At 66.8% G+C, this 26,384-nt stretch carries 27 protein-coding genes and 6 pseudogenes; 13 read left to right on the top strand and 20 right to left on the bottom strand.

Features of this window, described 5'->3' with window-relative positions:
• Positions 1 to 3: 3 nt before the first annotated feature.
• The 7 genes and pseudogenes from peaB to ACUDAL_RS16030 all read right to left on the bottom strand — a co-directional run bounded on the left by peaB (position 4) and on the right by ACUDAL_RS16030 (position 4,342).
• Positions 4 to 1,280, bottom strand: a pseudogene (gene peaB / locus ACUDAL_RS16060) (quinohemoprotein amine dehydrogenase maturation protein).
• Positions 1,271 to 1,774, bottom strand: a complete 504-nt coding sequence (locus tag ACUDAL_RS16055; RefSeq protein WP_444679452.1) for a hypothetical protein — start codon at positions 1,772 to 1,774, stop codon at positions 1,271 to 1,273. The pseudogene peaB and the gene ACUDAL_RS16055 overlap by 10 nt, the downstream one beginning before the upstream one ends.
• Positions 1,775 to 1,795: 21 nt before the next feature.
• Positions 1,796 to 2,041 (bottom strand): hypothetical protein, encoded by a 246-nt coding sequence (locus tag ACUDAL_RS16050; protein ID WP_444679415.1) that lies wholly within the window; start codon positions 2,039 to 2,041, stop codon positions 1,796 to 1,798.
• A gap of 157 nt (positions 2,042 to 2,198) precedes the next feature.
• Positions 2,199 to 2,690 (bottom strand): annotated as a pseudogene (locus tag ACUDAL_RS16045) (hypothetical protein); the annotation flags it as partial.
• Positions 2,687 to 2,983 (bottom strand): hypothetical protein, encoded by a 297-nt coding sequence (locus ACUDAL_RS16040; RefSeq protein WP_444678829.1) that lies wholly within the window; start codon positions 2,981 to 2,983, stop codon positions 2,687 to 2,689. The gene ACUDAL_RS16040 and the pseudogene ACUDAL_RS16045, both read right to left, overlap by 4 nt.
• 14 nt (positions 2,984 to 2,997) lie before the next feature.
• Positions 2,998 to 3,344: pseudogene (locus tag ACUDAL_RS16035) on the bottom strand (quinohemoprotein amine dehydrogenase subunit alpha); the annotation flags it as partial.
• A 218-nt stretch (positions 3,345 to 3,562) separates the two neighbouring features.
• The gene (locus ACUDAL_RS16030) at positions 3,563 to 4,342 is read right to left on the bottom strand and encodes a helix-turn-helix transcriptional regulator (protein ID WP_444678828.1); all 780 of its coding nucleotides are present in this window, start codon (positions 4,340 to 4,342) and stop codon (positions 3,563 to 3,565) included.
• 195 nt (positions 4,343 to 4,537) lie between these two features.
• On the opposite strand from ACUDAL_RS16030, the gene ACUDAL_RS16025 reads away from it, so the two are divergent.
• The 3 genes from ACUDAL_RS16025 to ACUDAL_RS16015 all read left to right on the top strand — a co-directional run bounded on the left by ACUDAL_RS16025 (position 4,538) and on the right by ACUDAL_RS16015 (position 6,801).
• On the top strand, positions 4,538 to 6,124 hold the full coding sequence (locus ACUDAL_RS16025) for an FAD-dependent monooxygenase (RefSeq protein ID WP_444678827.1): 1,587 nt from the start codon (positions 4,538 to 4,540) through the stop codon (positions 6,122 to 6,124).
• 1 nt (position 6,125) lies between these two features.
• The gene (locus ACUDAL_RS16020; RefSeq protein WP_444678826.1) at positions 6,126 to 6,323 is read left to right on the top strand and encodes a DUF2783 domain-containing protein; all 198 of its coding nucleotides are present in this window, start codon (positions 6,126 to 6,128) and stop codon (positions 6,321 to 6,323) included.
• A 97-nt stretch (positions 6,324 to 6,420) separates the two neighbouring features.
• Complete coding sequence (locus tag ACUDAL_RS16015) at positions 6,421 to 6,801, top strand: STAS/SEC14 domain-containing protein (RefSeq protein WP_444678825.1); 381 nt, start codon at positions 6,421 to 6,423, stop codon at positions 6,799 to 6,801.
• Between the two features lie 9 nt (positions 6,802 to 6,810).
• Here ACUDAL_RS16015 and ACUDAL_RS16010 read toward each other — a convergent pair whose 3' ends face one another.
• From ACUDAL_RS16010 to ACUDAL_RS15995, 4 genes are all read right to left on the bottom strand, one after another.
• The gene (locus ACUDAL_RS16010) at positions 6,811 to 7,395 is read right to left on the bottom strand and encodes an MFS transporter (protein WP_444678824.1); all 585 of its coding nucleotides are present in this window, start codon (positions 7,393 to 7,395) and stop codon (positions 6,811 to 6,813) included.
• Complete coding sequence (locus tag ACUDAL_RS16005) at positions 7,386 to 8,012, bottom strand: MFS transporter (protein ID WP_444678823.1); 627 nt, start codon at positions 8,010 to 8,012, stop codon at positions 7,386 to 7,388. Before ACUDAL_RS16005 ends, ACUDAL_RS16010 begins: the two co-directional genes overlap by 10 nt.
• A 3-nt stretch (positions 8,013 to 8,015) precedes the next feature.
• Positions 8,016 to 9,239: a multidrug effflux MFS transporter gene (locus ACUDAL_RS16000; protein WP_444678822.1), complete on the bottom strand. Its 1,224-nt coding sequence runs from the start codon at positions 9,237 to 9,239 to the stop codon at positions 8,016 to 8,018.
• A gap of 223 nt (positions 9,240 to 9,462) precedes the next feature.
• Positions 9,463 to 9,804: a hypothetical protein gene (locus ACUDAL_RS15995; protein ID WP_444678821.1), complete on the bottom strand. Its 342-nt coding sequence runs from the start codon at positions 9,802 to 9,804 to the stop codon at positions 9,463 to 9,465.
• Positions 9,805 to 9,831: 27 nt separating this feature from the next.
• Between ACUDAL_RS15995 and ACUDAL_RS15990 the strand changes: the two genes are divergently transcribed.
• Both ACUDAL_RS15990 and ACUDAL_RS15985 read left to right on the top strand, forming a co-directional pair.
• Positions 9,832 to 10,218 (top strand): hypothetical protein, encoded by a 387-nt coding sequence (locus tag ACUDAL_RS15990; protein WP_444678820.1) that lies wholly within the window; start codon positions 9,832 to 9,834, stop codon positions 10,216 to 10,218.
• 116 nt (positions 10,219 to 10,334) lie between these two features.
• Positions 10,335 to 10,979 (top strand): hypothetical protein, encoded by a 645-nt coding sequence (locus ACUDAL_RS15985; RefSeq protein WP_444678819.1) that lies wholly within the window; start codon positions 10,335 to 10,337, stop codon positions 10,977 to 10,979.
• Positions 10,980 to 11,364: 385 nt separating this feature from the next.
• Here the strand turns inward: ACUDAL_RS15985 and ACUDAL_RS15980 are convergent, their stop codons facing one another.
• Positions 11,365 to 12,165: a LysR substrate-binding domain-containing protein gene (locus ACUDAL_RS15980; protein ID WP_444679414.1), complete on the bottom strand. Its 801-nt coding sequence runs from the start codon at positions 12,163 to 12,165 to the stop codon at positions 11,365 to 11,367.
• A 9-nt stretch (positions 12,166 to 12,174) separates the two neighbouring features.
• Positions 12,175 to 12,281, bottom strand: a pseudogene (locus ACUDAL_RS15975) (helix-turn-helix domain-containing protein); the annotation flags it as partial.
• A 188-nt stretch (positions 12,282 to 12,469) separates the two neighbouring features.
• Here ACUDAL_RS15975 and ACUDAL_RS15970 point away from each other — a divergent pair.
• From ACUDAL_RS15970 to ACUDAL_RS15960, 3 genes and pseudogenes are all read left to right on the top strand, one after another.
• Positions 12,470 to 12,951 (top strand): annotated as a pseudogene (locus ACUDAL_RS15970) (DoxX family protein).
• 291 nt (positions 12,952 to 13,242) lie between these two features.
• Positions 13,243 to 13,980 carry a glutathione S-transferase family protein gene (locus ACUDAL_RS15965; RefSeq protein WP_444678818.1) on the top strand — a complete coding sequence of 246 codons (738 nt, stop codon included), beginning with the start codon at positions 13,243 to 13,245 and terminating at the stop codon, positions 13,978 to 13,980.
• A 47-nt stretch (positions 13,981 to 14,027) separates the two neighbouring features.
• Positions 14,028 to 14,837, top strand: a complete 810-nt coding sequence (locus ACUDAL_RS15960; protein ID WP_444678817.1) for a DODA-type extradiol aromatic ring-opening family dioxygenase — start codon at positions 14,028 to 14,030, stop codon at positions 14,835 to 14,837.
• A gap of 79 nt (positions 14,838 to 14,916) precedes the next feature.
• On the opposite strand, the gene maiA is transcribed toward ACUDAL_RS15960, so the two are convergent.
• From maiA to ACUDAL_RS15925, 7 genes are all read right to left on the bottom strand, one after another.
• Positions 14,917 to 15,561, bottom strand: coding sequence for a maleylacetoacetate isomerase (gene maiA, locus ACUDAL_RS15955; protein WP_444678816.1), 645 nt, complete (start codon positions 15,559 to 15,561; stop codon positions 14,917 to 14,919).
• Between the two features lie 20 nt (positions 15,562 to 15,581).
• Entirely contained in the window at positions 15,582 to 16,601 is a 1,020-nt protein-coding gene (locus ACUDAL_RS15950) for a fumarylacetoacetate hydrolase family protein (RefSeq protein WP_444678815.1), read from the bottom strand.
• An 18-nt stretch (positions 16,602 to 16,619) separates the two neighbouring features.
• Positions 16,620 to 17,984: a homogentisate 1,2-dioxygenase gene (hmgA, locus tag ACUDAL_RS15945; protein ID WP_444678814.1), complete on the bottom strand. Its 1,365-nt coding sequence runs from the start codon at positions 17,982 to 17,984 to the stop codon at positions 16,620 to 16,622.
• A 17-nt stretch (positions 17,985 to 18,001) separates the two neighbouring features.
• A complete protein-coding gene (locus tag ACUDAL_RS15940; protein ID WP_444678813.1) occupies positions 18,002 to 18,859 on the bottom strand; it encodes a DUF2783 domain-containing protein in 858 nt (285 codons plus the stop codon).
• The gene (locus ACUDAL_RS15935; RefSeq protein WP_444678812.1) at positions 18,856 to 19,950 is read right to left on the bottom strand and encodes an FAD-dependent monooxygenase; all 1,095 of its coding nucleotides are present in this window, start codon (positions 19,948 to 19,950) and stop codon (positions 18,856 to 18,858) included. Before ACUDAL_RS15935 ends, ACUDAL_RS15940 begins: the two co-directional genes overlap by 4 nt.
• 147 nt (positions 19,951 to 20,097) lie before the next feature.
• Positions 20,098 to 20,676: an MBL fold metallo-hydrolase gene (locus ACUDAL_RS15930; RefSeq protein WP_444678811.1), complete on the bottom strand. Its 579-nt coding sequence runs from the start codon at positions 20,674 to 20,676 to the stop codon at positions 20,098 to 20,100.
• Positions 20,664 to 21,065: an MBL fold metallo-hydrolase gene (locus ACUDAL_RS15925; RefSeq protein ID WP_444678810.1), complete on the bottom strand. Its 402-nt coding sequence runs from the start codon at positions 21,063 to 21,065 to the stop codon at positions 20,664 to 20,666. The genes ACUDAL_RS15930 and ACUDAL_RS15925 overlap by 13 nt, the downstream gene beginning before the upstream one ends.
• A gap of 398 nt (positions 21,066 to 21,463) precedes the next feature.
• Here ACUDAL_RS15925 and ACUDAL_RS15920 point away from each other — a divergent pair, with 398 nt between their 5' ends.
• From ACUDAL_RS15920 to ACUDAL_RS15900, 5 genes and pseudogenes are all read left to right on the top strand, one after another.
• Entirely contained in the window at positions 21,464 to 22,519 is a 1,056-nt protein-coding gene (locus tag ACUDAL_RS15920) for a TRAP transporter substrate-binding protein (protein WP_444678809.1), read from the top strand.
• A gap of 110 nt (positions 22,520 to 22,629) precedes the next feature.
• Positions 22,630 to 23,097: a TRAP transporter small permease gene (locus ACUDAL_RS15915; protein WP_444678808.1), complete on the top strand. Its 468-nt coding sequence runs from the start codon at positions 22,630 to 22,632 to the stop codon at positions 23,095 to 23,097.
• Positions 23,090 to 24,385 carry a TRAP transporter large permease gene (locus tag ACUDAL_RS15910; RefSeq protein WP_444678805.1) on the top strand — a complete coding sequence of 432 codons (1,296 nt, stop codon included), beginning with the start codon at positions 23,090 to 23,092 and terminating at the stop codon, positions 24,383 to 24,385. The genes ACUDAL_RS15915 and ACUDAL_RS15910 overlap by 8 nt, the downstream gene beginning before the upstream one ends.
• A gap of 31 nt (positions 24,386 to 24,416) precedes the next feature.
• Positions 24,417 to 24,893: a MarR family winged helix-turn-helix transcriptional regulator gene (locus ACUDAL_RS15905; RefSeq protein ID WP_444678807.1), complete on the top strand. Its 477-nt coding sequence runs from the start codon at positions 24,417 to 24,419 to the stop codon at positions 24,891 to 24,893.
• Positions 24,894 to 25,253: 360 nt separating this feature from the next.
• Positions 25,254 to 26,311: pseudogene (locus ACUDAL_RS15900) on the top strand (TRAP transporter substrate-binding protein).
• The last annotated feature ends 73 nt before the right edge of the window (positions 26,312 to 26,384 follow it).

The following is a 26,384-nucleotide window of genomic DNA, read 5'->3' as shown; positions in this document are numbered from 1 at the left end:
TCATCACTTGTCGCCTCCCGGGTAGACGCTGTCGAGCTTGCGCCAGTCATCCTCGGCGCGGTCGGCCCCATCGCCCCAGTGGGGGTAGGTGTTCATGGTGTCGGGCACCTGCGCGGGCCACCAGCAGGGTCGGCACAGCCGTAGAGGTCCGCCTCCATGGGCTGGCACAGCGAGGCCACGCCGCCGAAGGGGTCCACCTCCCAGCCCGGGTCGAAGCTCGAGGTGCAGCCGGCGATGGTCTGCATGGCCTGGACCTCTTCCAGCGCCTCGGGCGTGGCCGCGCGCTCCATCTCGCGGGCCTTGCGATTGAGGGAACGAGCCCCAGCTCGGTGAAGTTTTTGTTGTTGTGTGTCATGCGCTCTGCCTCCCGGCCAGGGGCCGTCGAGAAAGTCGGGGTTGTGTCGCAGGATGCGGGCGTAGGCCTGGATGCCGAAGTCGACCCACTCGCGCATCAGGTCGCAGTAGTGGTAGGTGGGCGTCATGGGGTCGCCGAAGCGGGCATAGCTCTCGTGGTAGCAGCCGCCGGAGCAGAGGTTGCGGATGCGGCAGTTGCTGCAGCCGCGCTCGCTGCGATCGCTCCTGGCCTCGATGAACTGCTTGAGGCCGGCGTGGTCGAGCCCTTCGCGGACGCTGCCGAAGGTCGGCAGCTCGGAGCCGGTGAAGCGGTGGCAGAGGTGCACGTCGCCGCCGTGGTCCACCGCCACCAGGCCGAGCCCGGCGCCGCAGGGCACCGCCTTGCTGCGCCCCTCCCAGATGTCGGTGAGCAGCTGGTTGAAGTTGCCGAAGCCGATGTCGCGGCCCTCGATGGCGGCCGCGACCGCACGCTCGCCGAGCTCGACCATGCCATCGAAGACCTGCTTGAGCTCCTCGCCGGTGAGGTTGTAGGCCGCCATGTCGCCGGAGGTGACCGGGGCGAAGCCCGCCTCGGCGAAGCCCAGCTCGTTGACCAGGTGATGGTGGATGCCGATCACATCGGTGATGCCGCGGGTCAGGGTGACCCGGGCCCCCACCGGCCGCGAGCGGTAGCTGGCCAGCAGCGGCGCGATGCGCCGCGTGACCAGGTCGTAGGTGCCCTGGCCGTTGACGGCGATGCGGTTCTTGTCGTGGACCGCCTTGGGGCCGTCCATGCTGACCGTCAGGCCGAAGCGGTGGGCGTCGAAGAAGGCGATCTTCTCCTCGTTGAGCAGGGTGGCGTTGGTGGTCAGGGTGAAGTCCACCGCCTTGCCGAGCCCGTGGATGCGCTGCTCGGCCCAGGCCACCACCGCACGGATCAGCGGCATGTTGCTGAGCGGCTCGCCGCCGAAGAAGACGACGTTGTAGCGCTCCCGCTGAGGGCCTCGCGCAGCATCATCTCGATGGCCGCCTGGGCGGTGGCCAGCTCCATCTTCTTGCCGTCGCGGGGGTTGTCCAGGTCTTCCTTGTAGCAGTAGCTGCAGCTCAGGTTGCAGCCGGTGTTGACGTTGAGCACCACGGTGGAGAGCGGGAACTGCTCCACCTGAACGCTCGGGTTATAGGCCTGCACGGCACCGTCGGTGATCAGCTTCAGCGCCTTGAGCTGCTCCAGGCGTGCCTGGAGGTCCGCCGGCGCTACCTCGTCGCCCAGCGTGCCCAGGGCAAGGGGGTCCAGGCCCTCCTCGCGGCCGGCCAGCGCCAGCAGTGCCTCGCTGATGCGGTCCGGGGCGAACAGGCTGGTGGTGGGCACATGGAACCACAGCGGCTGGCCTTCCACCTCCACCCGGTGCAGATTCTGGGGGATCGCTTGCAAGATTCCCATGAGGATCTCCTGGTCGTGGGGTTAGCGAAGCGGCGGATTGTTCCAGCGCTGTACGGTGACGATCAGCTGGGCCTCGTCCTGCATCTCCTCCTGGCCCACCACGCTGGCGGAAACGCGCAGGTTGCCCACGCTGTTGGCGTTGAACTGGCGCAAGGGGTTGGGCCCGGCCCCGGCCGGCGAGAAGATCCCGCTGGCGGCGTCCAGTACGCCGGCAAACTTGGCGTCCTCGTCGCGCTCGGCGATCTCGTCCCAGGGGTGACGCTCCAGCGCACCGGCACCTGGCCCAGGGGATTTCCTCGTCGCCTTCCAGGTAGCCGATGGCCGAGAAGACGCCGCTGACTGGCGGGGTCTTGTCGTTGCCGATGCGCGCTACGCCGAGGGCCGGGCTCACCTCGAGCCGGTCGACGCTCCGGTAGCCGGCCAGCAGCCGGTCGTGGCGTTGGTTGCCGACGCTTACAGCCAGCCAGCCGGGCACGAGGTCGGCGTGCGCCTCGACATCCAGCACCAGGCGATGCTCGCTGCGTTCCACCACGTTGCGCACGCTGACGGCCTCGCTCAGGTCGATCTCCCCCTCGCCGAGCCCCTGGCCCAGCAGTACCAGGCGGCGGCGCTCGCCGGCCTTGAGCGACGCCGGCAGGCTGGCGACGAGGCCGGGCTCGGCGCCGTCGCGCGGGGCCATCTCCACCTGCATGCCGAACGCCTCGTCATGGTCGTCGAAGATTCGCCCGCTGGGCCGCTCGCCGGAGAGGTCCAGCATCTGCTTGAAGCCGCGCCCGTTGAGCGCGAGGCTGGCGCGCCATTCGTAGCCGGTATAGACGACGGCCCGGCCCTCGCCGGCCAGCGGGCGGCCGTTGGCGAAGGCACCCTCGAGGCGCAGGGCATAGGCGTCCTCGCCGTCGGCGCCGGCGATGGTCACGTCGGCGAAGAAGTCGCCTTCACCCGGCCAGTGACCCCACAGCTGCCATTCGCCTGCGGGGAGAGGGCCTCGGCCTGCTGCCAGGCCTCCCAGGCCTCGCTCTCCAGGCCTTGGGTCTCGGCCAGCCAGGGGGCGATCTCGGTCAGGGCGATCTCGAACCAGTCGCGGTCGCGCGCCATGGCCTGGTACTCGATGGTCTGGAACTGGCCCACGTGGAAGTGCACCAGGTGCTCCCACTCGGCCAGGGGCGGCGCTGAAGCTCGCTTCGGCCCACGGTGTGGCAGCGCCCGCACATCGCCTGCATCTCGGGATGCTCGGAGGACTCGATGCGGTTGAGGCGGCGCTCGATCAGCATACGCTGGGGGGCGCTCTCCTCGGGGGCGAGTCCTGGGTGTCGGCCAGGTGCTTGACGATGGTGTGGCGGGTGTCGGCGGGCAGCTCCAGGCCATGCATCAGCTGCATACGGGCCACCGTCATGTCCCAGCCTTCGGGCGTCTTGCGCTGCTGGCTGATGCGGCCCCAGCCTTGGCCGCCCTCTTGTGCCTGGTGACAGGCGGTGCAGTGCTGCTCGATCGCCTCTGTGCCGGGGGAGGCCAGGGCCAGCGCCGGCAGCAGGGCCAGGCCATACAGGCCGGTGGTCAGTAGGGGCTTCATCGGGGTGCCTTCTCCTCGGTTATTTTTATAGGGAGTTGTGCTTGAACTTCAGCAAGCAACGAGCCATTACATTAATTATTCAATAAAAACATAGTGATAGGGTTTTACGTTGCCGCATCCAGGGTAAGCGGGAGGGAGGCGGACGTTCCGACTGTCTCAGTTTGGCACGCGGGTGTCCCGCTCTGGAGCAGTCGGCACGCCGGGCCGCTGGCATGCCCTCAGCGCCGCCGGCACAGCGCCACCAGCCGCGCCTTGGAGGGCACGCCGAGCTTGGCGTAGGCGCGCTTGCGGTAGGTCTCGGCGGTGGAGAGGGCGATATCGAGTTCGGCGGCGGCGCTCTTGAGGGTGTGGCCGCGCAGCAGGTAGAGGCACAGCTGGCGCTCGCGCTCGGAAAGGGGCGCCAGCACGGCGGCTTCCTCCACGCTGGGGCGCTGCGACAGCGGCCTGGCCTGGGCGTAGTGGCGACGCATCAGGCTGGCCAGCAGCGGCGCCAGGGCGTCCAGTCGGGTCAGGTCGTACGGCCTGAAGAGGCCGGCCTCGCGGCCGCGATAGAGGTTGAGATAATAGACGCTCTGCGCGCCGGGCAGGGTCAGCGACACCTTGTCGACCAGGTCGGGAAACGCGAACAGGTGGCTGCGATAGGCTTCCGGCATGGCCTCGGCCTGCATCGGCGTGATTTCGGTGTCGCTCTGCTCGCCCTCCTCGGCCATCAGCTGGCGCAGGCGCTGGTAGTTGGGGTCCTGGCGGAACAGGCCGCCGGTGTAGAGCTCCGCCAGGCGACCGGCCATGCGCGGCGCGCGCTGGTTATCCGCCAGCAGGCAGTCGACCTCGTCGCTCTCGTCGAAGGCGAACACCATGCACTGCTCGATGCCCACCGCCTGGCGCAGCAGGGCCAGCAGCGCCTCGTCGAAGCCCGTCTCGCCCAGCCGCGCCACGCACTCGGCCATGGCCGGCATCAGCCCCGGCCAGTCGGTGGTTTGCTCGTTGCTGGTTTCCATTCGTCGCTGCCTCTCGCCGCGTGCTGTCCCGGCTTTTGCGGGACACCGGTCGGGTCGCTCCCGGGGTAGTCTGTCGCTAATACAACGCCAACAGGAGCCGCCCATGCGACCCGCCGGACGCGCCGAGACCGACTCGCTCTATTTCGATTATCCCCACTTTCCCTTCGTTCGTCCCCCGAGCTCGATGGCCGGGCGGTGCGTCATCGGGTGGCCATCGTCGGTGCCGGTCCGGTGGGCGTCACCGCCGCGCTGGAGCTGGCGCGCCACGGTATCGCGTCGGTAGTGCTCGACGACAAGGCCACCGTCAACGACGGCTCGCGGGCGATCTGCCTCTCCCGCCACAGCCTGGAGATCCTGCAGCAGCTCGGCGTCGAGGCCCCCTTCGTGGCCAAGGGCCTGGGCTGGACCCGGGGCCGCACCTACTTTCGCGACCGCGAAATCTTCCGCTTCGAGATGCCCCACTCCGAGCAGGAGCGCTTCCTGCCGATGATCAACCTGCAGCAGCAGTACATCGAGAAGTTCCTGATCGACAAGGCCGCCGAGAGCGAGCTCGTCGAGCTGCGCTGGCAGAGCGCGGTGACCGGCGTAAGCCAGGATGCGAGCGGCGTGAGCCTGAAGGTGACCACCCCCGAGGGCGACTATCGCCTCGCCTGCGACTACCTGCTGGCCGCCGACGGCGCCCGCAGTGTGGTGCGCAAGGCGTTCGGCCTGGCGCTGCACGGCGAGGCCTACGAGGGCCGCTACGTGATCGCCGACATTCGCCTGCGCTCCGACTTTCCCACCGAGCGGCGCGCCTTCTTCCACTCCCACGCCCTGCCCGATACCACCATCCTGGTGCACAGGCAGCCCGACGACATCTGGCGCATCGACTACCAGCTCGGCCCCGAGGAAGATCCGGACCAAGCGGTGGAAGAGGCCAGCATCCGCGATCGGGTGAGCCTGATCGTGCGCGAGGTGCTGGGCGAGGGCGACGCCTGGGAGCTTGAGTGGTGGAGCCTCTACAAGGCCTACACCCTGGCGCTGGACGACTACCGTCATGGCCGCGTGCTGTTCATCGGCGACAGCGCCCACCTGGTGCCGATCTTCGGCGTGCGTGGCCTCAACAACGGCCTGGCCGACGCCGCCAACGCCGGCTGGAAGCTGGCCTGGGTGCTCCAGGGGCGGGCGCCCGAAGGGCTGCTCGACAGCTACAGCCCGGAGCGCCGCGGCGCCACCCTGGACGTCTTCGCCAATGCCGGCAAGAGCACCCGCTTCATGACGCCGCCGAGCCGCGGCTACCGGCTGATGCGCGACGCCGCCCTGACGCTGGCGCTCGCCAACGACTACGCCAGCGGCTTCGCCGACCCGCGCCAGGTCACGCCCTACACCTACGCCGAGAGCCCGCTGACGCTGGGCGACGACCCGGCCTTCGAGGCCGGCCCAGTGCCAGGCGCGCCGTTGATCAATCGCCGCCTGGCAGAAGGCGACTACCTGCTCGACCATCTGGGCCACGGCTTCACCCTGCTCTATTTCAGCGAGGCGGGAGAGCTGCCGGCGGCGCTTGAGGATCGGCTGGCGACGCTGCGGGCGCGCGGCGTCGCGCTCGACGTGCTGCACCTGGCGCGCTCGGCCGGCGCCCGGGAAGCGCGGGTCGACGCCGAGGGCGAGCACCTTGCCGCCTATGGGGCCATCCCCGGCAGCGCCTACCTGGTGCGCCCCGACCGCCACGTGGCGGCGCGCTGGCAGCGCCTCGACCCCGCCGCGCTGGAAGCCGCCCTGATCACAGCCTTGGGAGGAAGATGAGATGACCGCTACCACACTGCCCTTCGCCGACCTGGAGCGGGTCTACGAAACGCTGGCCGAGACCCTGGACGCGCTGCCCGAAGCGCAGGAGCGGCTGTTCCTGGCCCAGCTCGCGCTGGCGCTGGCGCATCGCGTCGGCGACGTGAAGCACGTCATGGCGGCGATCGAGGAGGCGCGGCAGGGCACGGCCGGCGGCTGAGCCCGGGGCGGGGCAAGAAGCGGGGAGAAGTGGGAACCGGAGCGTTAGTGCGTTGCCATAGGGAGAGGTCCGGGACGGCTTCAAGGAGGAGCCCGCCATGATCGAGACACTGCCCGCCCCCGAGTACGTGGCGGCGTTCCGCATCGCCGGCACGCTGCGCCGTGAAGACTACGACATCCTGATCCCGGCCATCGAGGCGAAGCTCGAGCACAACGAGCACATCGGCGTGGTGGCCGACATGAGCGACTTCGACCACATGACGGCCGGTGCGCTATGGCGCGACCTGGCCTATGCCGTGAGCAAGCTCGGCGATTACCACCGCTTCAAGCGTGCCGCGGTGGTTGCCGACAAGCGCTGGATCGAAACCACCACCCAGCTTGCCGGCAAGCTGGTGCCCCAGGTCGAGATGCGCGTGTTCCACCACGGCGAACTCGAAGAAGCCATGCGCTGGGCGGCCGGCTTCAGGCGCGCCCTGTAGCGCGGCGGGCTAGGAGGTCGCAGTGGCAGCGGTGCGCTCGCCGTGCCACTGGCGCAGCAGCCAGCCAAACACCAGCCCCAGTGCCAGCAGCCACAGCCCGGCGCCGGCCAGCAGCCACTGACTGTCGGCCAGGCGCAGCACCAGCCCGCCGAGGCTGACGCCCACCGACTGGCCGAGGAACAGGCAGCCGGCGAACACCGCCATGGCGGTGCCGCGCATGGCGGGCGCCATCTGGGTGGCGTTGATCTGCAGCGTGCTGTGCATCATGTAGAAGCCCAGCCCGGCCGAGAAGGCGCTGGCGGTGGCCAGGGCCGGCAGCGGCGCCAACGCCAGCCCGGTGAAGCCGAGCCCCATCAGCACGCCGCCGCCCGCCGCCAGGCCCGGCTCGCCCAGGCGGGCGATCAGCGGCCTGGCCAGGGCGGCGAAGATCAGCCCGCCCACGCCGAACAGCGCCACCATTAGCCCGGCCTGGGTCAGCGAGACGCTGAGCCGGGCATAGAGATGGCTGGCGACGAAAGCCAGCGCACCGAAGGCGGCAATGCCCTCGAGGAATACCAGCGCCAGGATGCGCCGGGCGCGGGAAATCAGCAGCACTTCGCGGATGCGCGAGAAAAGGCGATGCGGCCCTGCTCGGCCTTGGGCGGCGAGAGCCCAGGCTGGCGGTGCAGGGCACCGAGCAGCAGCCCGCCGGCAGTGAGGAACAGCAGCGTGAGCAGTGCAAACGCCGCCTGCCAGCCCAGCGTATCGGCCAGGAAGCCGCCCGCCACCTGCCCCGAGATCAGCCCCATCACCGCCCCAGAAAGCATGTGCGCCAGGGTCACCTGGCGCTGCTCGTAGGGCACGTTGTCGCCCACCCAGGCCATGGAAAGCGGGATGATGGCGGCGGCGGTGGCGCCGTTCAGGGTGCGGAACAGCAGCAGCATCGACAGCGACTCGGAGAGCGCCGAGCCCAGCGCACCCACGGCGCAGGCCAGGGTGGCCAGGCCGATCACCCGCAGAGTGCCGTGGCGGTCGCCCAGCGGGCCGTAGGCGAGCTGCATGAGGCCGTAGGCGATGGCGAACAGGGTGATGTTCTGCGCCACGTCGGCCACCGGCCGGGAGAAGGCCTGAGACAGCGCCGGCAGCATGGCGTCGGTGACCCGCATCGAGGCCATGCTGGCAAAGCCCGCCAGGGCCAGCAGCAGGATCACCCGCCGAGAGGGGAGAGGCATGGCTCAAGGTTTCGCCTCCTGTGCCTGCTGTGCGGCCATGGCCCGCTCGGCGGGGCGTACCAGCCCCAGGAAGCTCACCACCGCCAGCAGCCCGCCGAGGGCCACCACGATCGCCATGGTGCGCGAGGTGCCGTCATGCAGCTGGGCCACTCCGCCGCCGACCATGGCGGCGATGGTCATCTGCAGGAAACCGAACAGCGACGAGGCGGCGCCGGCGCAGTGGGGATTGGGGGCCAGCGCGCCGGACATGGTCTGCGGCATCAGGATGCCGACACCGACCATGAACAGCACATGGGGGCCGACCACGGCCCAGGCGCTATAGACCCCGGCCAGGGCCAGCAGCGCCATCAGGCTGCCGCCCAGCGCGCAGACCAGCGTGGCCCGACCGACCAGCCGCTCGCGCCCCAACCGATGGCTGAAGCGGCCGCTGAGCAGGGTGCCGATGAAGAAGCCCGCCACGATCAGGGTGAAGAACAGACCGTACTGGAACGGCGAGACGCCGAGGAACTCGATCAGCACGAATGACGAGCCCGAGAGGTAGGCGAACAGCCCCGAGAAGGCCGCCGCGTTGGTCAGGGTATAGCCCATGAAGGTACGCTGGCCGAGCAGCATGCGGAAGTTGGCCAGGATAGCCTTGGGGTGGATCGACTGGCGCCGCTCCGGCGGCAGCGGCTCCGGCAGCGCCAGGATCAGCAATGGCAGCATGGCCGCGGCGTAGAGGGCCAGCAGCACGAACACCGACTCCCAGCCCCACACCAGCAGCAGCCCGGCGCCGACGATGGGGGCCACTGCCGGTGCCAGCGACATGGTGCTGGCCATGTAGGAGAGGATGCGCCCGGCCTCGACGGGGCCATAGATGTCGCGCACCGCGGCGCGCCCCAGCACCGGCCCGGTGGCGCCGCCCAGCGCCTGCAGGAAGCGCCCGGCCAGCAGCCATTCGATGCTGGGGGCGAAGGCGCACAGCAGGCTCGCCACCAGGAACAGGCTGAAGCCGAAGATCATCACCGGCTTGCGCCCGAAGCGGTCGGAGAAGGGGCCGCAGAACAGCTGGGCGGCGGCGAAGCCGGCCATGTACAGGCTCAGGGTCAGCTGCACCTGGTCGGGGCCGGTATCCAGCGCTGCGGCCATGGCCGGCATGGCCGGCAGATACATGTCGGTGGCCAGCGGGCCCAGCGCGGTCAGGGCCGCCAGGGTGATCACCGTGGCGGGGGACTTCAGCCTCAGCACATTGTTGTCTCCAGCAGTAGGGCGGCCTGCCGCGTGAGGCAGAGATGCGCAACTAATTAGCTTGCTTATTGTAATCGCCTGGCGCCGGGATTGCCCACCGTCAAGAACAAAAAGTGCGGCTGGGGAAGCCGCACGGAAAGGACATACTATGCTCGGCGCAGGGCGTAGCGGAAGCGCCGCTGAAGGGGGCTCTCGCTCGTGGTTTTCCTCTGTCGCCGGCCTGTCAGTTCGTTTCATTCTCCTCTTCCTGCCCCTCGCCGGTGGTGACGTTCATCTCGGTTTCGTTATCATCGTCGGACTCATCGGCGTCCTGCTCCCCGCGTAGCCTGGCCGCCGGACCTGGCGTGCCGGGCTGGCCCTGGCCCGTGGCTCCGGACTGGCTGCGCCCTTGGCGGCGCTCGTCGTCATCGTTACGGTTACGCTCCGCCTCCTGCAGGCCGTCCACAAAGCCCTGGCGGTAGCCTCTGATGGCGCCTTCCTGCAGGCCTTCCTCGCGGCCCTCCATATACCCCTGGACGAAGATGCTTTGGCGAGTGGGCCCGCCCTGATGATCGCGCTCGCCCATGCCGCGCTGCTGGTCGCCCCATGAGTCTTGCCGGCCGCGATCATCGCCGAAGCGGCTGCCCTGTTGCGGGCGGTCGCGACCGTCCCATTGGCCGCCCTGGCCGCGATCCTGTCCTTGTTCCTGGCCGCGCCAGTCACCCTGGCGGCCTCGATCGTCGTGCATCTGGCCCCGCTGCCAATCGCGCTGCCCCTGCTGGCGGTCTCGATCCTCCCAGGCCTGGCCGCCTTGGCCTCTTTGCCTGTCGAAGTCATCCCGTCTTTGCGGATTGTCCCGGTCCCACTGCTGGCCACTGCGGTCGTTCCACTGCTGGGCGCTTTGACCGCCTTGCCGTCTTTCATCTTCAAAGCCGGCGCGGTTATCGTAGGATTGCGCCCAAGCCATGTTGGTCGCGAGAGCGGCGGAAACCGCTGTTGAAATAAGAATCCGTTTAAACATGCTTCCTCCGATGAAACTCGAGTCGTCCGTCATTCGACGCGCAGCACAGTCAAGCGATTAAGACATGCCGTGCTGCGCTTTCCTTGGCGTTAAGGATGAGCCCGTTAGCGATTTCGCCCGCGCCAGTCGTCCTCTTGATCGCCCCAGCGATTGTCCTGGCGGCCCTGGTTGAACTGGCCGCGGTCGCGGTCATCCCAGCGGTCGTCCTGGCGGCCCTGGTTGAACTGGCCGCGGTCGCGGTCATCCCAGCGGTCGTCCTGGCGGCCCTGGTTGAACTGGCCGCGGTCGCGGTCATCCCAGCGGTCGTCCTGGCGGCCCTGGTGGAACTGGCCGCGGTCGCGGTCATCCCAGCGGTCGTCCTGGCGGCCCTGGTGGAACTGGCCGCGGTCGCGGTCATCCCAGCGGTCGTCCTGACGGCCCTGGTGGAACTGGCCGCGGTCCTGGCCCTGCCAGCGGTCGTCCTGGCGGCCCTGGTTGAACTGGCCGCGGTCCTGGCCCTGCCAGCGGTCGTCCTGGCGGCCCTGGTGGAACTGGCCGCGGTCCTGGCCCTGCCAGCGGTCGTCCTGGCGGCCCTGGTTGAACTGGCCGCGGTCGCGGTCATCCCAGCGGTCGTCCTGGCGGCCCTAGTGGAACTGGCCACGGTCCTGGTCGCGCCAACGTTGATCCTGGCCCTGTTGTTGCTGGAACCGCTGATCGTCCTGCCACTGCTGCCCTTGCTGGGCCAGCACAGAGCCAGTTGAAGCGGTAGCGAGGGCGGCCGATATTGCCGATGTTATTAGCAGCTTTTTAAACATCACTAACTCCTTTAGATGTTGTTTAATTAAGAGTATTGACGTTTTTTCATGCCGCTTGTCGAGAGATAAAGCTGGACATGTCACTGTCAAGCTAGCTGCGATCTTTGTAATAAAGAGGGTGTTATAAGTTCTATTTTGTGTTTGCTTGTTTTAAGAATAAAAACATTAAAATGCTAATTGGGCGTGAGTTAAATCAAGGTGCGTCCGGCCTCAAATAAAGGTTAAGTAAAGTTTGCTTAATAAATCCAAGATGGTACGCCGGTACACAAATAGAGCGTTTTTTTATTTGAAGTGATAAACGAGCGACATGATGCGCTGCTTCGCCTGGCCCCTAGTCGAAGCGGTCCCAATAAGGAGGATCGCCGAAGTAGCCGTCAAGGAAGTCGACGAAGCTGCGTACCTTGCTCGCCAGCAGCTGACGGTGGGCGTACACCGCATAGAGCGACATCGGCTCGGGCTCATGCTCCGCCAGGACGATCTGCAGTTGCCCGGCCTTGATCGCAGTGCTCGAAATGAAGGTGGGCTGCAGGGCGAGGCCGGCGCCGGCGATGGCGGCTTCGACCAGCACATCGCCATTGTTGCTGGCGAAATCGCTGCTCATGAAATCGTTTTCGACCACGGCGTCAAGCTGCGTTTCGTGGCCCGGCAGCCAGCGCAACAGCGACGCGCCGGCCTCCTGCTCCAGGTAGCTGTAGCGCAAGTAACGGTGCGCCTTGAGATCTTCCAGGCTTTGCGGCGTACCGTGCCGCTTCAGGTACTCGGGAGAAGCACACAGCACCAGACGGATCGGCGCGACTCGCCTGGCGATCAACGAGGAGCTCTTCAAGTGACCGATGCGCAGGGCGATATCGAAGCCCTCTTCGACGATATCCACCTTGCGGTCATTCAGCTGCAGGTCGATGCCTACCGCGGGATGGGCGCGCTGAAAGTCGCTCAGCAGCGGGGCCAGATGGCGAATGGCGAAGGAGACCGGGGCACTGATCCGCAGCCGCCCCCGGGCCTGGGTCTGCAGGTCAACCAACTGGTGATCCATGTCGTCCAGGTCGCTGAGCAGCTGCTGGGCGCGCGGGTAGTAGCGCGCGCCGGCTTCGGTCAGGTGGCTCTTGCGGGTGGTGCGATTGAGCAGGCGCACTCCCAGGCGATGCTCAAGCTGGGAGACGTATTTGCTGATCAGTTGGGGGAGAGTTCCAGCCGCTCGGCGGCGCGGGTGAAGCTGCCTTCGCTGACCACCGTGACGAAGGCGCGCATGGCATCGATTCGGTCCATCGGCTCTTCCAGGAAAAACGCTTCCGCTAATTATCAACATTTCGTTGCTAATAAGCCAATGTTTGCTCTCTTAGTCTCTATGATTGCTGATAGTAGAGTGGCCTCATCGCTCAGGGACAAGCCCTGGGACACAACGGCACAACCGCCGCAATCGATACGAGGTGACGCTCATGAATACGCCTTTCGCACAAGCCCTGTTCCATTCCCGCAGCGGCGTGGCCGCCCTGATCCTGCGGGTCCCGGTGGGGCTGATCCTGGCCGCCCATGGCGCGCAGAAGCTGTTCGGCTGGTTCGGTGGCTACGGCCTGGAAGGCACCGGCCAGTGGATGGCGAGCATCGGCCTGGCGCCGGGCTACCTGATGGCACTGCTGGCCGGGGGGCCGAGTTCTTCGGCGGGCTGGCGCTGGTGCTGGGGCTGCTGACCCGCCCGGCGGCGCTGGTGTCGGCCTTTACCATGCTGGTAGCAATCTTCGCCGTGCATATCGGCAATGGTCTGTTCATGTCCAACAACGGCTACGAATACGCCCTGACCCTGTTCGTCGTCACCCTGGGCCTGGCGATTCAGGGCGGCGGACGCTTCGCACTGGATAACCTGCTGGCGCAGCGTTTCGCAGATGCCCAGGCCGGACGGCGCTTAGTCACCGGGCGGTGAGAGGCTGATCGCAACGCGACTGTCCCGGCCCATCCACCCCTTCCTCCCCTGAGAGGAAGGGGCGCGTCACAGGAGAAAGAGCATGCTGGTCAACGGTGTCTGGCAGGAGAATTGGCAACCGGTACAGGCGAAGGATGAACAGGGGCGCTTCATCCGCCAGGCCTCGTCGTTTCGCCACTGGATCACTCCGGATGGGGCGCCTGGTCCCATCGGGGCGGGGGATTCAAGGCCGAGAAGGGGCGCTATCGGCTCTATGTCGCCTACATTTGCCCCTGGGCGTCACGCGCACTGATGGCCCGGACGCTGAAAGGACTGCAGGAGGTCATTGAGGTCACGGTGGTGAATCCTCGGCTGACCGACCAGGGCTGGCAGTTTGGCGGCTACCCCGGAGCGGACGAGGACACGCTCAACGGCGTGCGCTACCTGCATGAGCTGTACACCCGTGCCGATCCGCAGGTTTCCGGGCGTGCCACCGTGCCGGTGCTGTGGGACAAGCAGACCGGGACCATCGTCAACAACGAGTCCGCCGATATCGTGCGGATGCTGAACAGCGCCTTCAGCGCCATCGTGGATCAGGGGCCGAATCTCTACCCGGACGATCTGGCCGCCGAGATCGAGGCCCTGAACGCCTCTCTGTACGCGAACCTGAACAATGGCGTGTATCAGGCCGGCTTCGCTTCCAGCCAGCAGGCCTATGAGGAGGCCTATGGCAAGGTCTTCGCCGCGCTGGATGAACTGGAATCCCGGCTCGCCGACGGGCGTCTCTATCTGTTCGGCGAGCGTCTGACGGAAACCGATCTGCGCCTGTTCGTGACCCTGGTGCGCTTCGATGCCGCCTATCACGGGTTGTTCAAGTGCAATCGCAACACGCTGCGCGACATGCCGAGCCTGCATGCCTATATGCATCGGGTGCTGGCCCTCGACGGAATCGCCGCCACCGTGAACCTCGACCATATCAAGGCGGGCTATTATTCGATCAAGGCACTGAATCCCGGTGGAATCGTGCCGGCGGGGCCCGGCAAGCTCTGATCAGAGTTGATACGCAGCGACCATGAATGATCAGAAGGAGTGTCATCTTGAGCACTACGACCGAGGTACTGTTTATTTCCCATGGTGGCGGCCCGATGCCGCTGCTGGGAGACCCGGGTCACCGTGAATTGGTGGAGAAACTCACCGAAATTGCCGGCCAGCTGCGCAGGCCCTCGGCCATTCTGGTCATCAGCGCCCACTGGGAAGCAGCAGCGCCGACCATCACCTCGGGGGCCAACCCGGCGCTCATCTACGACTACTACGGCTTTCCGCCCGAGTCCTACGAGATCGAGTATCCCTGCCCCGGTGAACCGGCGCTGGCACGGCGGGTCCACCAGGCGCTGGAGCAGGCCGGCATACCGGCACGGCTGGACGACCGGCGTGGCTTCGATCATGGGCTGTTCGTGCCGCTCAAGCTGATGTACCCGGAGGCGGACATTCCCTGCGTGCAGCTGTCGCTGGTCGACAGCCTGGATGCCGCGACGCACCTGGCCATTGGCAAGGCGCTGCGGGCGCTGGATACCGACAACCTGCTGGTGATCGGGTCGGGGTTCTCCTTCCACAACATGCAGGCGTTCTTTGCGCCCAGCACTCCGGAGATCGAGGCCCGCAATGAGGCTTTCGAAGCCTGGCTCGAAGAGACCTGCGCCGATACTGGCATCACGGAAGCGCAGCGCGCGGAGCGCCTGGTGCACTGGGAGCGCGCTCCTCATGCCCGGTTCTGCCACCCCCGGGAGGAGCATCTGCTGCCCCTGCACGTGTGCTACGGCCTGGCGGGCCAGCCCAGCGAGACCCACGTCTCGGCCACGGTTCTCGGCAAACGGTCGGGGATGTTCTACTGGCGGGTAAGCCGCTGAGCGTCAGCGGTGACCACGCCTGAAAAAGCACGGGCACGCTGCCTTGAGCGCAGCGTGCCCGCGTTCGTCAGCGGCGGCGTTACCCCGCGTCCGGCTGCTCGCCCGGAGCGGCCTTGGCGAAGGCTTCCATCGCGCGGCAGCGTTCGGCGATGCGGCGGATCGTCGGATACGCCGAGAGGTCACACTCGAAGCGCTCGGCATTGAACACCTGCGGCACCAGGCAGACATCCGCCAGGCTCGGGCTGTCGCCGTGGCAGAACGCGCCGGTGGCGGCCTCGCCCGCAAGCCTCGCTTCCAGCGCGGTGAAACCCTCGGCGATCCAGTGGCGGTACCAGGCCAGCTTGGCCGCTTCGTCCAGCTTCAGCTCGTGCACCAGGTACTTGAGCACCTTGAGGTTGTTGAGCGGGTGGATCTCGCAGGCCACCAGCTGGGCCAGCGAGCGCACCCGGGCGCGGCCTGAGGGGTCCCCCGGCAGCAGCGCCGGCTCGCGGTGGCGCTCTTCCAGGTACTCGCAGATCGCCAGCGACTGGGTCAGCCGGGTGCCGTCGTCGGTCTCGAGCACCGGCACCAGCCCCTGGGGGTTGCGGGCCAGGTTCTCCTCAGCCCGCTGCTCGCCCTTGACCAGATTGACCGCTACCTGCTCGTACGCCAGCCCCTTGAGATTGAGCGCGATACGCACCCGATACGCCGCCGAGGAGCGGAAATAGCCATATAGCGTGGTCATGCGTGGCTCCTTGTGTCGCGTCACTTCGGCTGGTACTTGACCACCTGCTGGTCGATGGCGCCGAAGATGCTGTTGCCGGCACGGTCGAACATCTCGATACGCACCCGGTCGCCGAAGCGCAGGAAGGGCGTCTTGGCCGCGCCGTGCAGGATCTGCTCCACCATGCGCACCTCGGCCAGGCAGCTGTAGCCCACGCCGCCGTCGACGATCGGCTTGCCGGGGCCGCCGTCGGGGTCGGGGTTGGAGACGGTGCCGGAGCCGATGATGGCGCCGGCGCCCAGGTAGCGGGTGCGGGCGGCATGGGCGACCAGCTCGGGAAAACCGAAGATCATGTCGGGGCCGGCCTCCGGCTCGCCGAACTTCTCGCCGTTGAGATGCACGGTCAGCGGCAGATGGACCTTGCCTTCCTGCCAGGCGTCGCCCAGCTCGTCGGGGGTGACGCAGATCGGCGAGAAGCTCGAGGCCGGCTTGGCCTGGAAGAAGCCGAAGCCCTTGGCCAGCTCGCCGGGGATCAGGCCGCGCAGGCTGACGTCGTTGACCAGCATGATCAGCTTGATGTGGCCGGCGGCCTGCTCCGGGGTGACGCCCATGGGCACGTCGTCGGTGATCACCGCGATCTCGCCCTCGAAGTCGATGCCGTGCTCCTCGCTGACCGCCTCGATCTCCTCGGTGGGGGCGAGAAACTTGTCGCCGCCGCCCTGGTACATCAGTGGGTCGTTCCAGAAGGTCTCGGGCATTTCGGCGTTACGTGCCTGGCGCACCAGCTTGACGTGGTTGAGATAGGCGGAGCCGTCGGCCCAGTGATAGCTGCGCGGCAGCGGCGAGTGCAGCTGGCCCTGATCCAGGCTGAAGGCGCCCTCGGCGCTGCCGTCGTTGAGCTCGGCGTAGCGTGCTTCCAGCTTCGGGCTCACCGCGTCCCAGTTCTCGATGGCCTGCTGCAGGGTGGCGGCGATGTCGGTGGCGGAAACCGCGCGGGTGAGGTCGCGGGAGACCACCAGCAGTTCGCCGTCGCGGCCGTTTTTCAAAGTGGCGAGTTTCATCTTGGCTCAATCCTTTCGTCAGGGGCGGAGCTCGTCGGCTCCGTCCGGTTCAGCGTTTCGTCTCTCGGCCTTCAAGGCTGCTCTGGGATCGAAGTGCGAGCGCAGCGTCGACCATACGTCGACGTAGTCGCGCTGGCGGATGTCCGCGTTCAGTGCCGCTTCGGTCGGGTGGTAGACGTAGCGGCTCTCGAACATGAAGGCCAGGGTCGCATCCAGGCGCTGCGGTGTCAGCTCGGCGTTGGAGGCCTTCTCGAAAGTCTCGGCATCGGGGCCGTGGGGCGACATGCAGTTGTGCAGGCTGGCGCCGCCGGGCAGGAAGCCCTCGGCCTTGGCATCGTACTCGCCGTGGATCAGGCCCATGAACTCGCTCATCAGGTTGCGATGGAAGTAGGGCGGGCGGAAGGTGTTCTCGGCCACCATCCAGCGCGGCGGGAAGATCACGAAGTCGATGTTGGCCATGCCCGGGGTGTCGGAGGGTGAGGTCAGCACGGTGAAGATCGAGGGGTCGGGGTGATCGAAGCTCACCGTGTTGATGGTGTTGAACTTGGCCAGGTCGTACTTGTAGGGCGCGTAGTTGCCGTGCCAGGCCACCACGTCGAGCGGCGAATGGCCGAGCTTGGTCACCCAGAAGCGGCCGGAGAACTTGGCCACCAGCTCGAAGTCGCCCTCGATGTCCTCGAAGGCGGCCACCGGGCTCTCGAAGTCGCGCGGGTTGGCCAGGCCGTTGGCGCCGATGGGGCCGAGGCCGGGCAACTCCAGGGGGCTGCCGTAGTTCTCGCAGACGTAGCCGCGGGCGGCGTCAGAGCCCTCGGCCAGGCGCACCTGGAACTTCATGCCGCGGGGAATCACCGCGATCTCTCCGCCCTTGACCTCGAGCTCGCCGAGTTCGGTGCGCAGGCGCAGGGTGCCCTGCTGCGGCACGATCAACAGCTCGCCGTCGGCGTCGTAGAAGAAGCGCTCGGTCATGTCGCGGTTGAAGGCATAGACGTGCACGCCGCAGCCGGCCTGGGTGCCGGCATCGCCGTTGACGGCAATCGTCAGCAGGCCGTCGATGAAGTCGGTGGGCGCGGCGGGAGTCGGCAGCGGGTCCCAGCGCATCTGGTTGGGGTCGGCGGCGGGCCTGGCCAGCGGCGAGGTGGCTACCCGGCCGTTCTCCAGCGGCGTATAGGCGCTCTGCACCACCGAGGGGCGGATGCGGTAGAGCCAACTGCGCAGGTTGGCGTGGCGCGGCGCGGTGAAGGCCGAGCCGGTGAGCTGCTCGGCGTAGAGGCCGTAGGCGCACTTCTGCGGCGAGTTCTGCCCGGCCGGCAGCGCGCCGGGCAGCGCCTCGCTGGCGAAGTGGTTGCGAAAACCGCTCTGGTACTCGAGCGCTTGGGTGGTCATGTCGGGGGTCCTCTGTTTCAACGTCCTGTCGAATCTTTTGCTGACTCAAGCCGTTCGCTTGGCTGTGTCGTGGCCTGGCCGGCGATGGCCAGCGCCTCCTCGAGCACCTGCTGGTCGCCAATATGGTTGGCCAGCAGCAGGATCAGCCGGGCATTGATGCGCTCGCTCTCGGCCTCGCTGCGCTCGCGATGCAGCTCGGTCAGCGCGGCATAGAAGGCGTCCGGGTCGGTGAAGTTGGGGTTGAGCTCAAGCCGTGGCATGGGTGCCTCCTGAACGGTGGAAGGAGCGAGATAGGCGCCCAGGGCGCGGTCCATCGCCTCGCCGACCGCGGCCGCCGTGACGGCGTGCCAGCGGGCGGTGACGTGCTGGTCGGGGCGGATCAGGTAGGCGATGCCGGCGCCGAGGCCGTAGCGCTCGCCGATCAGGTTCTCCACGTCCTCGACCTGGCGGCTGCGCGGCAGCTCGGTCAGGGCGTGGGGCGCGGGGCCGACGACCAGCAGGTCGAGGTCGGCCCGCTCCTCGAGCAGCGGGGCGAGTTCGGCCCTGAGGGCTTCGGCCCGGGCGCTGTCGACACGACCGTCGAGCAGCAGCACGAAGCGCTCGCCGAGCTGGTTGAGCAGCCAGGCGCGACGGCCGGCCAGGCCGATCGGCGCATCCTTGGCCGGACTGCCGGGGCGCAGCTCGAGAGGCAGGCCCTCGGCCTCATGGCCGTTGAGCGGCGAGCCGTCGTAGCGGCACGGCAGGGAGAGGCGACCGCTGTTGACCAGACGGCGGGCAAAGGGGTACTGCTCGGCCAGCTCCAGCACGCTGTCGCGAAACAGGCGGCTGACACGACTCTTGGGGGTGATGAAGTCGGTGGCCCGCGTCGAGTTCAAGATGTTCTCGGCGGCACCGTGCTGGCGCTCGTCGTCGTAGGTGGCGAGCAGCGCCGCGGGGCCTGGCCCTTGAGCACCCGGGCCAGCTTCCAGGCCAGGTTCTCGGTGCTCTGCAGCGCGCCGTTGGCGCCGCGGGCGCCGAAGGGCGAGACCTGGTGGGCGGCGTCGCCCATGAAGAACACCCGCCGGTGGATGTAGCTGTCCATCTTGCGGCAGCGGAAGGTGTAGACGCTGGCCCACTCCAGCTCGAACTCCACGTCCGCGCCGAGCATCGCCTGCACGCGGGGGCGGATGTTCTCCTCCTTCTTCTCCTCTTCCGGGTCGGCGTCCCAGCCGAGCTGGAAGTCGATGCGCCAGACGTTGTCCGGCTGACGGTGCAGCAGCACCGACTGGTTGGGGTGGAAGGGCGGGTCGAACCAGAACCAGCGTTCGGTGGGGAAGACGGCCTTCATGATCACGTCGGCGATCAGGAAGCGGTCCTGGAACACCTGGCCACGGCTCTCCAGGCCCAGCAGGTCGCGAATCCTGCTGTTGGCGCCGTCGGCCACCAGCAGGTAGTCGCAGGCGAGGCGGTAGTCGCCGTCCTCGGTGCTGACCAGCACCTCGCTGCGCTCGGCCTGGCTGTCCACTGCGGTGACCTTGTGCAGCCAGCGCAGGTCGATCAGCTCGTTGAGCTCATTGGCACGATCGACCAGATACTCCTCGAAGTAGTACTGCTGCAGGTTGATGAAGGCGGGCATGCGGTGGCCCGCTTCCGGCAGCAGGTCGAAGTCGTAGACCTCACGCGCTTGGAAGAACACCCGGCCGCGCTGCCAGGTCACGCCCTTGTCGACCATCGGCTGGGCGCAGCCCAGGCGGTCGAGGATCTCCAGGGTGCGCTTGGCGAAGCAGATCGCCCGCGAGCCGACGCTGACGGTGTTGTTGTCGTCGAGCACCACGCTTTCGATGCCCTGCTGGGCCAGGTCGATGGCCATGGCCAGGCCGGTGGGGCCGGCACCGACGATCACCACCGGGCAGTGGCGAATGCCGTCGCGGTCGAGCTCCGGGGCGCGCCGGTACGGGTAGACGGGATTATTGTAGGTAGTGGGCATGCTTCCTCCGACCGCGGCGTATTCCGGCAACAGGCCTGAGCGAGGGCGCTGCAACCCCTCCTGGGCGCTAGCGATTCCTTTCGGGAATCGAACCCTCTTCCGGCCTGCCCCGGCGCCGTGCGTCTTTAACGTTGGAAAGGCAGAGCGTTACTGGTTCTCGACGACTTCCTGCAGCGAATGCCACATGGCGGTATCGCGCTCGGCGGTCCAGATGCGCGGATCGGGATATTCGCCGCCCGCTTCGTCGTAGCAGCGGGTGATGTCGAACGGCACGCAGTGGTCGAAGATCACCCAATGGCCGTACTTGGGCTTGAGCAGGGCGTAGGTCTCGGCGTAGCACTCGGAGAGCGACTTGCCGGCGGCCTTGCCCGCCTTGACACTTTCGTACATGTCGTTGAGGAAGTCGCGGGTGCCCTGGATCGCTTCCTGGCACTGCTCGGGGGTGGTGAGCGCCTCGCCGCGGCCCGGCACCAGCTTCTGCGGCTGCATGGCCTGCAGACGGTCGAGGGTGGCGGGCCAGTATTCGTGGTAGGCGTCACCGGTGTAGGGGGTGGCGCCGTACTCGACCAGGTCGCCCGAGAACATCACCTTCTCTTCGGGCAGCCAGACGATGGTGTCGCCCTTGGTGTGGCCGCGGCCGAGGTGGATGATGCGTACCTCGCGCTTGCCCATGTATACCGTCAGCTCCTGCTGGAACACGATGTTGGGCCAGGTCAGACCGGGCACCGAGTCCACCCCTTGAACAGGCGCGGGAAGCGGCCGACCTCAGACTCGTAGTCCTGCTGGCCGCGCTCGACGATCAGGTCGTAGGTGTGCTGGCTGGCGTAGATGTTCTCGGCGTGATAGGCCGAGGCGCCGAGCACGCGCACGGCGTGGTAGTGGGTCAGCACCACGTGCTTGATCGGCAGGTCGGTGACCTCGCGAATCCGACGGATCACGTCCTGGGCCATGATCGGCGTGGCCTGGGTGTCGATCACCATCACGCTGTCGTCGCCGATCACGATGCCGGTGTTGGGGTCGCCCTCGGCGGTATAGGCATAGAGGCCCTCGGCCAGCTGGGTGAAGCTGACCTGCTTCTCTTCGGTGTCGGCGTGCGAGGCGAACTTCTTGCTCATGGTTCCTCCAGGGGTGGTCGGGCATCGCGCGGGGCGAGGCGCTGGCCGTATCCGGCCATGGTGTCTTGGAATGCCAGCAGCATAGTTACTTTTGAAACTATATGTCCAGCAAATCACGGACCAGATGTCAAAGCAAGCGTAAGGCGAATGGTGTGTTTTTGCCTGAGATCAAAGGTTTCGACGTTTTTTGCGACCTAAGTCTAAGAGCTTTGGCTGCCAAATTAGTTGCACGGGAGATTATCTGTCGGCAAGGTGAAGGCGCGGAAAAGCGCAAGCGGCTGCTGCGCTTGGCGCTCGCCGACAGCGAGCGTTCGGCCGCCAGACAACAACGCTGCAAATAACAAAGTGACGACGCAACGTGGCGCAAGCTCGCCTCCCGTGACGACCAGGAGCACGCAATGAAAACGACAAATCGCCTCATGATTGGCGCCCTAGCGGCGCTCGGCCTCAGCCTCGGTACGCCTGCGCTGGCCCAGACCACCCTGACCGTGAGCACCTGGGGCGGCCCCAACCACGGCGTCAACACCATCGTCTGGCCGACCTGGAAGGCGTGGATCGAGGAGGCCACCGAAGGGCGCGTCACGGTCGAGGTGGTGCACGACATAGGGCCGCCAGCGGCGCAGATGGAGATCGTCGCCGACGGCATCGCCGATGCCAGCTGGATCTTCCATGCGCATATGGCTGGCCGCTTCCTGGCTACCCAGCTGCCGGAGTTTCCCACCTTCGAGGAGTTCTCCTCCGAGGATGCCGCCGCGGCCTACTGGCACACCCACCAGGAATACCTGGCGCAGGCGGGCGAGCACCGCGGCGTCGATGTCGTGGCCATGGGCGTGCACGGCCCGGGGCAGATTTTCACCCGCGACCAGGTCGCTTCCATCGACGAGCTTGCCGGCAAGCGCCTGCGGGTCGGCGGCGGCGTGATGAGCGGCCTGGCCGACGCCATGCGCGTGACCGGCGTGGCGATCCTGCCCACCGGTGTCTATGAAGCGGCCTCCCAGGGCGTGGTCGACGGCGCCATGCTGACCCTGGAGAGCCTGCGCAGCTTCCGCGTGGCCGAGGTGGCCCTGCACACCCTGACCGTCGACGGCGGCTTCTACCGTGGCAGCTTTGCCATCGTGGTCAACCCGATGTTCTGGGATCAGGTTTCCGCCGAGGATCGTGAAGCCATCCTGGAAGTCTCCGGTGAGCACCTGTCGCGGCTGTTCGGCTACATGATGGACGTCTCCGACGAGAGCGGCGTCGAGTTCGGCCAGGAGCGCGGCGCCACCTTCACCCAGGTGCCCGAGGCGGATATCGAGACCCTGCGTGGGGTGACCGACACGCTGATCGCCGACTGGTCGACGGCAGTGGGGAATCGCGGCGTCGACGCCGAGGCGGCCCTGGCGCACTTCCGCGAGCAGCTGGCTGCAGCGGCCGAAGGCGACAGAATCGCCGATCGCGTCGTGCGCCAGTAACCCCACCTGCCTGGAGGCTTGACCATGCCGACCTCGTCCACGCGCTGGCTGCGGGTCGGCCGTGTCATGCAGCTCACCCTGGAGGGGTGGCAGGCGCCACCCTCTTCGCCATGATGCTGCTGACCACGGCGGACGTGACCGGGCGCTACTTCTTCAACTCGCCGATTCTCGGCACCGTCGAGCTGACCCAGCTGATGCTGGCGGCACTGGTGTTCCTGTCGCTGCCGGTGGTGTGCTGGCGCGAGGAGCACGTCAGCGTCGACCTGCTCGACAGCGTGTTCCCTTCGCGGCTGATCTGGATCCGCCAGGTGCTGGTCAACCTGATCGTCAGCGGAGCGCTCTGGATCATGGCGCGGCGCGTCTGGGCGCTGGGCGAACGGGCCATGGAGTGGGGCGATGTGACCGAGTTTCTGCGCATCCCCAACGGCTATCTCATCTATCTCATTGCGATCATGCTGGCGCTGTCAGCCGCGCTGACCCTGCTGCGTGCGGTGGGCTACCTGCTGGAAGGGGTGGGCGTGCTGGCGCGCGGTGGTCCGCTCAGCCCGGCTGCAGGACAGGGAGGCAACCATGACTGAAGCGCTTTACGGTTTCGCCGCCCTGCTGCTGCTGGCGTTCCTGCGGGTACCGCTGGCGTTTGCCATGGGCATCGTCGGCTTCGCCGGCTTCTATTTCCTGACCGGCAACTGGAACGCCGCCGAGGCCATGGCCGCACGGCGCGTGGTGGACACCGCCATGGACTACGGCCTGTCGGTGATCCCGCTGTTCATCCTGATGGGCAACCTGGTCTCCCATGCCGGGCTGTCGGATGCGCTGTTCCGCGCCTCCAACGGCTTCCTCGGTCACCGCAAGGGCGGCCAGGCCATGGCCACCATCGTCGCCTGCGGCGGCTTCAGCGCCATCTGCGGCTCGAGCCTGGCCACCTGCGCCACCATGGGACGGGTGGCGATGCCGCAGATGCGCAAGTACGGCTATAAGGATTCGCTGGCTTCGGCCTCCATCGCCGCCGGCGGCACCCTGGGCATCCTGATTCCGCCCAGCGTGATGCTGGTGATCTACGGCATCCTCACCGAGACCAGCATTCGCGAGCTGTTCGCCGCCGGCTTCATCCCCGGCATGCTGGGCATTGTGCTCTACCTGCTGGCGGTGAAGTGGGTGCTGTGGCGCGACCCCGCGGCCGGGCCTGCCGGCGAGCGGGTGGCCTGGCCCGAGCGCCTGGCGGCGTTGAAGAGCGTGGGCAGCACCCTGGCGCTGTTCGTGCTGGTGATCGGCGGCATCTATCTCGGCGTATTTACCCCCACCGAGGCGGCGGGCATCGGCGCCATGGGCGCCTTTGTGATCGCCCTGCTGCGCCGTGCGCTCACCCCGCAGGTGCTGATGAACGTGCTGATGGACACCGTGCGCACCACCGCCATGCTGTTCGCCGTGGTGCTGACGGCGCTGATCTTCGCCAACTTCATCAACCGGGCGGGGCTGCCGGGCGACCTGCTGGCGCTGGTCAACGGGCTCAACGTGGCGCCCTTCGTGGTGATCCTTACGATCATCGCCATCTACGTGGTGCTGGGCTGCGTGTTCGAGAGCATGTCGATGATGCTGCTCACCGTGCCGGTGTTCTTCCCGGTGGTGGCGGGGCTGGGCTTCGACCTGGTGTGGTTCGGCATCCTGGTGGTGATCGTGATTGAGATCAGCCTGATCACCCCGCCGGTGGGCATGAACGTGTTCGTGCTGCGGGCGGTGCTGCCGGATGTGTCCACGGGCACGATCTTCCGCGGCGTAACGCCGTTCTGGGTGGCGGGCACGGCCCGTGCGTTGCTGGTGCTGGTGTTCCCCGGTATCGTGCTGTTCCTTCCGCAACTGCTCTACTGATGACTGCAAGCGCAGGGTGAGGTCAATCGAGATGGACAAGGACGCAAGCCTGGCGGAACCGTCTACCAAGCCGGAGCTGGATCTCAACCAGTTCCTGCCCTATCGGCTCAACAGCCTGGCCGACCGCATCAGCCAGGCGCTGGCCGAGCTCTACGAGTCGCGCTACCAGCTCAACATCGCCCAGTGGCGGGTGCTGGCCTGGCTCAGCCACTGCGACGAGCTGACGGCCAAGAAGATCTGCACCTACACCAACATGGACAAGGCCCGCGTGTCGCGGGCGATCCAGGCGCTGGAGGAGCGCGGCCTGATCGGCCGCACCCCTTCGCCGGAGGACCAGCGCCAGCAGGACCTTCACCTCACCGCCGCCGGCCAGACCTTGCTGGCCACGCTGATCCCCGAGGCCCAGGCCTGGGAGGCCGAGCTGGTGGCCACCCTCACCGCCGGCGAATACCGCGACCTGCTCAATGTGATGCGCAAGCTCGAGCGCCAGCTCGAGCGGATTGGCTGATACCCGCCTGCCCCAGCTAGCTTCCTACCGGCACTTCATGTTGCCGGTTTTTTTTATTCGATCATTAAACGGGTAACGAAAAATTCGGATGGCGCCAATGGGCTAAAGAAATTGGGCTGCTGATGGGTGAGGCCGTTTTTTAACATATAACTATTTATTTTCATTGAGATTAATTCCGTTTTAACCGATTTTTCCTTATTGTGACGGGTCGCGTCGATGTTGGTGAAGCGTGAGAAAAATGGCATTGCATGGAAAAACATGTTTCCAATAAGATGTCATTGAAGGCGTTTGATGTATCGCTTTGGAGTGTTTCCAGCCATCCGCAAGCGCCAGAGCCTGTGACCACGGAGGAACACAACAATGTACAAGAAGACCGGCCTTATCCTCGGCACCCTGACCGCCGCCGTCATGAGCACTGCTGCTCTGGGCCCAGACCACGATCACGGTCAGCACCTGGGCAGGCCCCAACCATGGCATCAATACGATGGTGTGGCCTACCTGGAAGGCCTGGATCGAAGAGGCCACCGAAGGGCGCGTGACCGTCGATATCGTTCATGACATGGGGCCGCCGGCCTCCCAGATGGAAATGATCGCCGATGGTATCGCCGACGCCACTTGGGTGTTCCATGGCTACAACACGGGCCGTTTCGTGCTGACCAAGCTGCCGGAGTTCCCCACCTTCGAGGAGTTCTCTTCCGAGCACGCTTCGGCGGCCTACTGGCGGACCCACCAGGAATACCTGGCGCAGGCCGGCGAGCATCGCGGCGTGGATGTGGTGGCAGCGGGCGTGCATGGCCCGGGCTGGATCTTCAGCCGTGAGCAATTCGAAACCCTTGACGATATGAAGGGCAAGCGCATCCGCGTCGGTGGAGGCGTCATGGGGGATCTCTCCAACGCGCTGGAGCTGACCGGCGTTGCGCTTCCGCCCACCGGCGTCTACGAGGCGGGTTCCCAGGGGTCATCGACGGCGCCATGCTGGTGCCCGAGGGCTGCGCAGCTTCCGCGTGGCCGAGATCTTCCCGTACACCCTCAAGGTCGACGGCGGCTTCTACCGCGGCAGCTTCACCATCGTCATGAATCCGATGTTCTGGGATCAGGTCTCCGCCGAGGATCGTGAGGCCATCCTGGAGGTCTCCGGGGAGCGGCTGTCGCGCCTGTTCGGCTACATGATGGATACCATGGACGTTCGCGGCGTCGCTTTTGCCGAGCAGCAGGGTCACACCTTCACCGAGCTCGGCGAAGCGGACCTCGAGACGCTGCGCGGCATGAGCGACGACATGATCGAGGCCTGGGCCGAGACGGCCACCAGCAGCCGCGGCGTCGATGCCATGGCGGCGATCCAGTACTTCCGCGAACAGCTCGCGGCTGCCGCCGAGGAAGAGGGCGTGAGCGACCGGGTGCCCGATGAATTCAAGTAAGGCGGCGCTGGCGATACGAGGGGCGAGCTTGCAGGGCGTGACGGCGCGCTTCGGTCGTGTCATGCAGCTGACG

Source organism: Halomonas sp. E19, assembly GCF_052439355.1.
Classification (GTDB): Bacteria; Pseudomonadota; Gammaproteobacteria; order Pseudomonadales; family Halomonadaceae; genus Halomonas.
The sequence above is the reverse complement of the archived record's forward strand: the minus strand, read 5'-3'. Positions and strand labels throughout refer to the sequence as shown.

Coding starts and splice junctions, on each gene's coding strand:
- ACUDAL_RS16055 (WP_444679452.1), bottom strand. CDS start 1,774: ATGGGAATCTTGCAAGCGATCCCCCAGAATCTGCACCGGGTGGAGGTG.
- ACUDAL_RS16030 (WP_444678828.1), bottom strand. CDS start 4,342: ATGGAAACCAGCAACGAGCAAACCACCGACTGGCCGGGGCTGATGCCG.
- ACUDAL_RS16020 (WP_444678826.1), top strand. CDS start 6,126: ATGACCGCTACCACACTGCCCTTCGCCGACCTGGAGCGGGTCTACGAA.
- ACUDAL_RS16015 (WP_444678825.1), top strand. CDS start 6,421: ATGATCGAGACACTGCCCGCCCCCGAGTACGTGGCGGCGTTCCGCATC.
- ACUDAL_RS16005 (WP_444678823.1), bottom strand. CDS start 8,012: ATGCCTCTCCCCTCTCGGCGGGTGATCCTGCTGCTGGCCCTGGCGGGC.
- ACUDAL_RS15995 (WP_444678821.1), bottom strand. CDS start 9,804: ATGGGCGAGCGCGATCATCAGGGCGGGCCCACTCGCCAAAGCATCTTC.
- ACUDAL_RS15985 (WP_444678819.1), top strand. CDS start 10,335: ATGAGCCCGTTAGCGATTTCGCCCGCGCCAGTCGTCCTCTTGATCGCC.
- ACUDAL_RS15965 (WP_444678818.1), top strand. CDS start 13,243: ATGGCCCGGACGCTGAAAGGACTGCAGGAGGTCATTGAGGTCACGGTG.
- maiA (WP_444678816.1), bottom strand. CDS start 15,561: ATGACCACGCTATATGGCTATTTCCGCTCCTCGGCGGCGTATCGGGTG.
- ACUDAL_RS15950 (WP_444678815.1), bottom strand. CDS start 16,601: ATGAAACTCGCCACTTTGAAAAACGGCCGCGACGGCGAACTGCTGGTG.
- hmgA (WP_444678814.1), bottom strand. CDS start 17,984: ATGACCACCCAAGCGCTCGAGTACCAGAGCGGTTTTCGCAACCACTTC.
- ACUDAL_RS15935 (WP_444678812.1), bottom strand. CDS start 19,950: ATGCCCACTACCTACAATAATCCCGTCTACCCGTACCGGCGCGCCCCG.
- ACUDAL_RS15925 (WP_444678810.1), bottom strand. CDS start 21,065: ATGAGCAAGAAGTTCGCCTCGCACGCCGACACCGAAGAGAAGCAGGTC.
- ACUDAL_RS15920 (WP_444678809.1), top strand. CDS start 21,464: ATGAAAACGACAAATCGCCTCATGATTGGCGCCCTAGCGGCGCTCGGC.
- ACUDAL_RS15915 (WP_444678808.1), top strand. CDS start 22,630: ATGATGCTGCTGACCACGGCGGACGTGACCGGGCGCTACTTCTTCAAC.
- ACUDAL_RS15910 (WP_444678805.1), top strand. CDS start 23,090: ATGACTGAAGCGCTTTACGGTTTCGCCGCCCTGCTGCTGCTGGCGTTC.
- ACUDAL_RS15905 (WP_444678807.1), top strand. CDS start 24,417: ATGGACAAGGACGCAAGCCTGGCGGAACCGTCTACCAAGCCGGAGCTG.